Source organism: Polaromonas sp. P4_H1, assembly GCF_056400945.1.
The window spans coordinates 244678-252227 of the sequence record NZ_JBFUKG010000005.1 but is presented as its reverse complement, the minus strand read 5'-3'; the positions used below and the strand labels follow the sequence as shown (position 1 = coordinate 252227).

Genomic DNA, 7550 nt, shown 5'->3' with positions numbered 1-7550 from the left:
ATGCGGCCTTCGCGCCAATGCCAAAGCGCCGACACAGCTCGCGCCGGTTGGCGCCTTCTTGCAAGGCCAGTGCCACGAATTCGCGTTTGATGTCCATCAGGTCTCTCGGTTGCCAAGGCATGCCCTTCTCCTTGCGCCAATGGCGCTGAAGAAGTGTTTCCTATGTCTCCGAACACCTGTTGCGTATGTGCCCAGTCCATACAGCGAAGCAAAGAAAAGTAAGTCGCCCGCCGGGGCGAGTCCCGGCCTCCACCCTCAGCAAAGGCCCATAAACTTCGGAGTAGTCCCATGCTGACAGTGAAAAACATCAACCAATACTACGGCGGCTCCCACATCCTGCGCGATGTGAGCATGGACTCCCACCTTGGCAAGGTCACGGTGCTGCTGGGCCGCAACGGCGTAGGCAAGACCACGCTGCTCAAGTCGCTCATGGGCCTGGTGCCCATCAAGACCGGCACCATCGAATTCGATGGCAAGCAGATCCAGGGTGCGACACCGTATGAACGCGCCAGGGCCGGCATAGGCTTCGTCCCTCAAGGCCGCGAAATTTTTGCGCGCCTGACGGTGGAAGAAAACCTGCGCATGGGCCTGGCTTACAAAAGCGCGGGCACACCGATTCCTGCTGAACTGTATGAGTTGTTCCCCGTGCTCAAGCAGATGCTGAACCGCCGCGGCGGCGACCTCTCGGGCGGGCAGCAGCAGCAGCTCGCGATTGCGCGCGCGCTGGCCGCCAAGCCCAAGCTCTTGATCCTGGACGAGCCGACCGAGGGCATACAGCCCAGCATCATCAAGGACATCGGCCGCGTGATCCGCATGCTGGCCGACCGGGGAGACATGGCGATTCTGCTGGTGGAGCAGTACTACGACTTTGCGCAGGAGCTGGCCGACGACTACCTGGTGATGGAGCGCGGCGAATTCATCGCGCGCGGCCAAGGCAAGGACATGGAAGCCAATGGTGTCCGGCAGCTGGTGGCGATATGAGCACCAAGGCATGAAACCAGCACTTCTTTGATCGCAATGTCGCAATGTTGTGGACCGGTGCCAACACCTGGCGGTCCAACGCGTATTGCTGAATGCCTGGCTGAGACTGACTCCAGAGATTCGGGACGACCGATAACCGTCATTTAACGGCCAGCTTGACGCGCACCCGCTTTACGGGCGTCGCTGTCCAAGCCGTGGTTAGAGAGCATCATTTATGTGGGGTCACAACCACGCCGCGTAATCCGGCTCTTTCGACCGCGGCCTGAACCAAACCCTCGGACTTCGCGTCTTCAATGAACTGGCGCAAGTACGTGATGCCGAGATCCCGTCCCTTGGGCATCGCCATGGCGTGTGGATCGATGCCGGGCCGACCGTCGAGAACCTGAGAACCGGGCAATTGATTCGACATCTCGAACAGGATTGGCTTGATGCTGCCCATTACGTCTGCTCTCCCGGATTTCAGCGCCTCCAATGCGCCAGGGTTGCTTGGTGCTCGGACCAACACTGCATTTTTCAGTGCGCGAGTGAAAAAGACATCCGGGCCGGATTTCTCCTGCACGGCAACTCGAATCCCGGGGCGATCCACATCAGCCATCGTCGAGATGGAAGAACCGCCAGGGACGAGGTAGCCGAATTCGACTTCCAGGTGCACGGCGGCAAAATCAAACTCCTTCGCCCGCTCAGGACTAAACCCGAAATGGGACACGTCCCAAGCCCCGGATTTCCCACCGTCGAGAAGGGCTCCGATCGATGGGTACAGAACCGGTTCGAACGGAACCCCTATGCGCCGGGCCAACTCTTTTCCGAGGTCAAATCCCAGCCCCTTCATCTCACCCGACACGGAGTCCCGCGTCATGTTCAAGGGATTGCTCTGCTGGAGCCCAACGCGAAGCTTGCCGGTTGGAGCCAATGCCTGTCGCACTTCCGGTGTCGGGGCGGTACTGACACCCGCACAGCCCGAAAGCAGCAGTCCAAGTATTGCGGTCATCAGCCAATGAGTCGTTCGCATTGCGTTCTCCTCTGAAGTTACCGTTGCTCCTAACGAATGTAGACCGCAAGGTGCAGCGGTATAACGTGGCGACTTTCACTACGAAACTGGCAGTTAGGCTTGTCTCACTTGGATAGTTTGTGCCATTAAAAATAGCGACAAACCCGGCAAATTGTAAGAAATGGCTCGTCCCACATTTATAGCGATTCTCGACCAAACGTTGTGGTTTGAATATCCCTCCATTTGGGGGAGGCTGCCGAAAGACCAATTTCACTGCATTGCAGGCACCAACTGATCGACGGGTTGGGCGCCCGTGCGGCTGAACTCACGCGACCACCGTTCCGTTATTTGTCGGTAGCGGGTGAGGGTGAGGATGCCGGCGAGGAGGCGGGTGAACCGCCCACCTTGCCGGCAACGCGGTTAGCCGCGCTCGCAGTTGCCTTTGCGCCATGCTCGACTCCGCGGGCCGTTGCCTTGGCTCCACGCTCGATGCCGCTGGCTGCTGCCTTCACCCCACGCTCGACGCCGCTGGCAGCGGCTTTTGCGCCTCGCGCGACCGCATTTCCCACCTTGTCAACGACGCCAGGCGCGGTGCTCGTGCTTGACTCCGCGGGTTCCTCTGAGGCGGCCTGGGCGTGGCCCAGCAGAATGAACACTGAGGTAAGCGCTGCTGCGGTCTTGAGAATCGTATTCATGGAAGTTCTCGCGTCTTTGTTATCGCACCATGATAGCGCTTGCCTGCAATATGGCGACGATTTCAACAACCGAAGCATCCGCACCCGGCCAGAACCGGTCGGGCAGCCATCCCCTCACAGCTGAACAGGAGAGAACTTGCGGAGAATGTGCGGAGAACGCGCGGGACATGCGCCATCAACTTGAGGACAGGTTTCAGCCCCGCCGTGCCGCCTCTATCGCGGCGATGTCGATCTTTTTCATGGTCATCATCGCGTCGAATGCGCGCTTGGCCGCCGCGCGATCGGGGTCGGATACAGCCGCGGTGAGGGCGCGCGGGGTGATCTGCCATGACAATCCCCACCGGTCCTTGCACCAGCCGCACTCGCTTTCCTGGCCGCCGTTGCCGACGACCGCGTTCCACAAGCGGTCGGTTTCGGCCTGGTCGTCGGTCGCGATCTGAAAAGAGAAGGCCTCGTTGTGCTTGAAATACGGGCCGCCGTTCAGCCCGATGCAGGGAATGCCGGCGACGGTGAACTCGACCGTCAGGACATCGCCCTGCTTGCCGTCGGGATAGTCGCCCGGTGCGCGGAGGATGGCGCCGACAGCGCTGTCAGGGAATGTTTCGGCATAGAATTTTGCGGCGTCAGCGGCGTCGCCGTCGTACCACAGACAGATCGTGTTCTTGCTGGTCATTTCGTGTCTCCTGAAGAGTTGAGCACCCGGCATCCGCCGCCGTCCAAACAACTCAAATCGTACTCATCGCGGGACCTCGGTCTGTCGGATGGGACTGATGCCGTTGTAGGGATCCGCCGATGCCGCACACTCTCCCAAGGCGTTCGGGGCTCCGGTTTCGCCAGCTCTGCGGGCGGGGCCGTCACTGCCGGTCCCGGTCAGGCCTCTACCCGCACCCGCTCCCGTCAACCTTGGGGCTGGGCGAACGCCGCGGCATGTCCCGGTTTGCGCAGCATCTTGTCCACGTCCCCGGCATGCAGCTCTTCCAGTTGGATCATCTGGCGAGCATATTCTTCCAGCGCGACGGAGCGATGCTCCACCAGTGTCAATAGCTCGCGGTACAGCTTCAAGGCACCCATCTCGGCTTCCAGTGACTCGCGCAGGATCGCGGCGATATCAAAGGTGTGGCTGTCCAGCAGCTTGCCGATCGCAAGCGACGGATAGGCGCCGAGCGTGGTGATCCATTCTCCGGCCTGCTGGGCATGCAGCAGCGATTCAGTGGCCTGTTCGCGCAACCAGGCAACAACCGGAATACGGCCAAACCCGAATACCAGAAATGAGTAGTGGGTGTAGCGGACGACGCCGGCGAGCTCGGCCTCAAGTATCCGGTTCAGCACGCCAACGACCTGGTCTTTTTCAATCTCCGACATGACTCGTCCCTCCTAAAGCAATGCGGGTGCGCGGCATGCTCCATAGCCGACTTTGGAGTTGACAGTCAGCTTTTGGCGGCGGTGCGATGTTGGCCCAGATTCTCGCAAACGCTTCAATCAGTTGTCCCCGCTGCCTGTGGCCTACGCTGTGGATAACTTTTTGGATAAGTCCCCAAAGCACCGCCAGCACTGGGTTGGCGGATTATGCTAAAAAATGAGGCAACATGGATGTTCGGCGAGCCGTGACAACCGGGCAACGCCTTATGCTGTGCAAAACAACAGTTGCCAACTATCTGCATGTCGCTCGTCCCTTTCGATCTCGCCACCCCCACCTCTGAAGGTCGCCACCATGTCAACCCGTCGCCACGTCATGCCCATCGAACCTCTCGGCGCGGGAGCGTTTCGCCGCTACGGCGATGTCATTGAGGCCAGCGATTCGGCCGAGCAGTTCACGGTCAACCAGGGGGACGCGACGCGGTACCACGATCTGGCAACGGTGGACGTGGCTGCCGAGCATGGCCATCCGGTCATTAGCATTTTCCGCGCGCAGCCATGCAACTTGCCCTTGCGTCTGCGGCTGCTCGAGCGCCACCCGATCTGCAGCCAAGCGTTCATTCCGATGGGAAACCAACCCTATCTGGTGATTGTGGCCGCGGCCGACACGCCGCTGAGCGCACAGCACATCCACTGCTTTCGTGCATCCCCTGGCCAAGGTGTCAATTTTGCACGCGGGACATGGCATCACCCGGTGCTGCCCCTGCACTCGGTTTGCGATTTTCTTGTGATCGACCGGGGTGGGCCGTCGAAGCTGCCCAATTGCGAGGAACTCGCGCTAGATGATGAATTGGAACTGTGGATCGAAGCTTGAGCGGAACGCCAGCGCAAGAAAGCCGTCACCACGGAAAAACTATCGTGGACCGTGCCTGACTTCGTGGGAAGTCCCTGTAAAAGGGTCAGGCTGACGGTTGGGGCAACGCTGCCTGACACGCCGGCCTCACCCGTGTTGGGTCGGACGAAAACAAGCCGCCCATCCGCTGATTCAGTTGCTGTCGTCCTGAAAGTTGATGTTCCGGTGCGTACCGTCGCAAAATGGCTTGTTCTTCGATCCGCCGCAGCGGCAGAGGGTAAAGCGCTCACGCGAGGCGCCTTCGCTCCAGTTCTCGGTGTCAAGATCAAACCCCTGAACCTCATAGGGGCCGTTTCGTGCGATATGAATGCTCGGAGCAGCCACGTCAGTTGGTCCGGGTTGGCCGTGCCGTGTGTATCGAAGCGCGCCTGACGGGCAGTGTCGAACGACCTCGATGATGGTGTCCGCGTCTGCCCGATCCGGCTGGATCCAGGGTTTTTCGCCATCGCGGAAGACCAGCGGAAGCGTTTTGGCGCACCGCTCCGACGCCGAGCACTGAAGACGGTTGAAGCTCACAACAATGGCGGCGCCCGGGTAGTCCACGACGCCATCAGGCGTGCGGTCCGGGTGCCGCTCGTCCGAAAACCCGATCCGAATATGGGAGCTGTCACAAAACGGCTTCCTCTTCGATGCGCCGCAACGACACAACGCGACGCCGTACCACCCTTCGAGCCGCTCTCCCTTTGAGTTTGTCAGGTCATCGACGGTGACCAGGTATGGTCCATTGCGCGACAGCCTTATGCGAGGTCTTGGCTTGCCTGGAGGTTTCGCGGTAACCAGCGCGGCCATGGTGACACTCCTTACCCGCCGCACAAGGCGGGCGACTCTTCAACACCCAATACCGAACGCATGGAATGCTACGCCCGCTGACGCCTCGCGCATTTGGCGGGGGTGCGAGCATAGCGCTCCCGCGGCCCTTACAAATTATCTGCCCATGCAATAGCCCTCCCGGAAAGTAGGGGTTGGTTCTGAATGGCTGACTTTTCGCTGTGCTGTGCTGGGCTGGGCTCATTCGAAGAACAATTCGTGACTGACCGCTCGGGGGTGACACCACGCATCCGCACTCTCCACAATGACCGTCAACACGACATAGTTGCTGCAACGGCCAAGGCGGATTCATCGTGGTTTCTTATGGAAGCCCGATGAGCTCGGTGCCTACCAGTCGACCGGCATCGCCGTCGGTTACGATGGCGGTGGGCCGGCCTCATTGCCGGCCACGTCGCTCGGACGGTTCCGGGCGCTTACGTGAAAGTTTTTTATGTCCGCTTCCTCTTCAGGCAAGCGCCGCTTTGCGCGCATTGACCGCCTTCCTCCCTACGTCTTCAACATCACGGCCGAGCTCAAGCTCGCGGCGCGCCGGCGTGGCGAAGACATCATCGACATGAGCATGGGCAACCCCGATGGCGCCACGCCCGCGCACATCGTGGCCAAGCTCACCGAGGTGGCGCAGCGGCCCGACACCCACGGCTACTCGGCCAGCAAGGGCATTCCGCGCCTGCGCCGCGCCATCGCGCACTGGTACCAGAGCCGCTACCAGGTGGCGATAGACCCCGACACCGAGGCCATCGTCACCATCGGCTCCAAGGAAGGCCTGGCGCACCTGATGCTGGCCACACTGGACCGTGGCGACACCGTGCTGGTGCCCGATCCGAGCTACCCGATCCACATCTACGGCGCGGTGATCGCGGGGGCCGACATCCGCTCCGTGCCGCTGACGCCCGACACGGATTTCTTCGCCGAGCTGGAGAAGGCGATTCGCGGCAGCTACCCCAAGCCCAAGATGATGGTGCTGGGCTTTCCGTCCAACCCGACGGCCCAGTGCGTGGAGCTGGAGTTCTTCGAGAAGGTGATTGCGCTGGCGCGCAAGCACGACATTTTTGTGGTGCACGATCTGGCCTATGCCGACATCGTGTTCGACGGCTGGAAGGCGCCGTCCATCATGCAGGTGCCGGGTGCCAAGGACATCGCGGTCGAGTTCTTCACGCTGTCCAAGAGCTACAACATGGCGGGCTGGCGCGTCGGCTTCATGGTGGGCAACCCCGATCTAGTGGCCGCGCTGGCCCGCATCAAGAGCTACCACGACTACGGCACCTTCACGCCGCTGCAGGTGGCGGCCATCGCCGCGCTGGAAGGCGACCAGAGTTGCGTGAAAGAGATCGCCGCGCAGTACCAGAGCCGGCGCGATGTGCTCTACAAGGGCTTGATCGAAGCGGGTTGGCAGGTGGACTGCCCCAAGGCCTCGATGTACATCTGGGCCCGCATCCCCGAGGCCTATGGCAAGCTCGGTTCGCTGGAATTTTCCAGGCAGTTGCTTGAAAAAGCCAGGGTGTGCGTGTCGCCCGGCATCGGCTTCGGCGACCATGGCGACGACCATGTGCGCTTTGCGCTGATCGAAAACGAGGCCCGCATCCGCCAGGCCGTGCGCGGCATCAAGGCCATGTTCAAGGCCGACGGGCTGGTCAAGCCCTAGTACTCCGACCCAGAAATATCGAAACATGAAAGCGCGCCTTCGAGCCCATGCCGTCGTTGCAAATCCTCGCCATAGCTACGGCTATGTCTGCGGTTTGCGCCTAGGCCTGGGCCCGAATCCATCGCTTTCATTGCGTTCCGATACCTC

Annotated in this window: 8 protein-coding genes and 1 pseudogene; 3 read left to right on the top strand and 6 right to left on the bottom strand. The window is 60.9% G+C overall.

Annotation, left to right across the window (positions count from 1 at the left end):
* A pseudogene (locus tag AC1DS5_RS09500) lies at positions 1–121 on the bottom strand (IS481 family transposase); the annotation flags it as partial.
* A 167-nt stretch (positions 122–288) separates the two neighbouring features.
* Here AC1DS5_RS09500 and urtE point away from each other — a divergent pair.
* The gene (gene urtE / locus AC1DS5_RS09495) at positions 289–981 is read left to right on the top strand and encodes an urea ABC transporter ATP-binding subunit UrtE (RefSeq protein WP_477717998.1); all 693 of its coding nucleotides are present in this window, start codon (positions 289–291) and stop codon (positions 979–981) included.
* A 208-nt stretch (positions 982–1189) separates the two neighbouring features.
* Here urtE and AC1DS5_RS09490 read toward each other — a convergent pair whose 3' ends face one another.
* From AC1DS5_RS09490 to AC1DS5_RS09475, 4 genes are all read right to left on the bottom strand, one after another.
* Positions 1190–1990, bottom strand: coding sequence for a transporter substrate-binding domain-containing protein (locus AC1DS5_RS09490; RefSeq protein WP_477717997.1), 801 nt, complete (start codon positions 1988–1990; stop codon positions 1190–1192).
* A 323-nt stretch (positions 1991–2313) separates the two neighbouring features.
* Positions 2314–2664, bottom strand: coding sequence for a hypothetical protein (locus AC1DS5_RS09485; RefSeq protein ID WP_477717996.1), 351 nt, complete (start codon positions 2662–2664; stop codon positions 2314–2316).
* A gap of 193 nt (positions 2665–2857) precedes the next feature.
* The gene (locus tag AC1DS5_RS09480; protein WP_477717995.1) at positions 2858–3337 is read right to left on the bottom strand and encodes a VOC family protein; all 480 of its coding nucleotides are present in this window, start codon (positions 3335–3337) and stop codon (positions 2858–2860) included.
* Positions 3338–3561: 224 nt separating this feature from the next.
* Complete coding sequence (locus tag AC1DS5_RS09475) at positions 3562–4026, bottom strand: ferritin-like domain-containing protein (protein ID WP_477717994.1); 465 nt, start codon at positions 4024–4026, stop codon at positions 3562–3564.
* Between the two features lie 349 nt (positions 4027–4375).
* On the opposite strand from AC1DS5_RS09475, the gene AC1DS5_RS09470 reads away from it, so the two are divergent.
* On the top strand, positions 4376–4894 hold the full coding sequence (locus AC1DS5_RS09470; protein ID WP_477717993.1) for an ureidoglycolate lyase: 519 nt from the start codon (positions 4376–4378) through the stop codon (positions 4892–4894).
* Between the two features lie 171 nt (positions 4895–5065).
* Here the strand turns inward: AC1DS5_RS09470 and AC1DS5_RS09465 are convergent, their stop codons facing one another.
* Positions 5066–5722, bottom strand: a complete 657-nt coding sequence (locus AC1DS5_RS09465) for a CDGSH iron-sulfur domain-containing protein (protein WP_477717992.1) — start codon at positions 5720–5722, stop codon at positions 5066–5068.
* Positions 5723–6191: 469 nt separating this feature from the next.
* Here AC1DS5_RS09465 and alaC point away from each other — a divergent pair, with 469 nt between their 5' ends.
* Complete coding sequence (gene alaC / locus AC1DS5_RS09460) at positions 6192–7403, top strand: alanine transaminase (RefSeq protein ID WP_477717991.1); 1212 nt, start codon at positions 6192–6194, stop codon at positions 7401–7403.
* Positions 7404–7550 lie beyond the last annotated feature (147 nt).

Bases quoted from the DNA above. Each gene is read 5' to 3' on its own strand.
- urtE (WP_477717998.1), top strand. From the start codon at position 289: ATGCTGACAGTGAAAAACATCAACCAATACTACGGCGGCTCCCACATC.
- alaC (WP_477717991.1), top strand. From the start codon at position 6,192: ATGTCCGCTTCCTCTTCAGGCAAGCGCCGCTTTGCGCGCATTGACCGC.
- AC1DS5_RS09485 (WP_477717996.1), bottom strand. From the start codon at position 2,664: ATGAATACGATTCTCAAGACCGCAGCAGCGCTTACCTCAGTGTTCATT.
- AC1DS5_RS09480 (WP_477717995.1), bottom strand. From the start codon at position 3,337: ATGACCAGCAAGAACACGATCTGTCTGTGGTACGACGGCGACGCCGCT.
- AC1DS5_RS09475 (WP_477717994.1), bottom strand. From the start codon at position 4,026: ATGTCGGAGATTGAAAAAGACCAGGTCGTTGGCGTGCTGAACCGGATA.
- AC1DS5_RS09490 (WP_477717997.1), bottom strand. From the start codon at position 1,990: ATGCGAACGACTCATTGGCTGATGACCGCAATACTTGGACTGCTGCTT.
- AC1DS5_RS09470 (WP_477717993.1), top strand. From the start codon at position 4,376: ATGTCAACCCGTCGCCACGTCATGCCCATCGAACCTCTCGGCGCGGGA.
- AC1DS5_RS09465 (WP_477717992.1), bottom strand. From the start codon at position 5,722: ATGGCCGCGCTGGTTACCGCGAAACCTCCAGGCAAGCCAAGACCTCGC.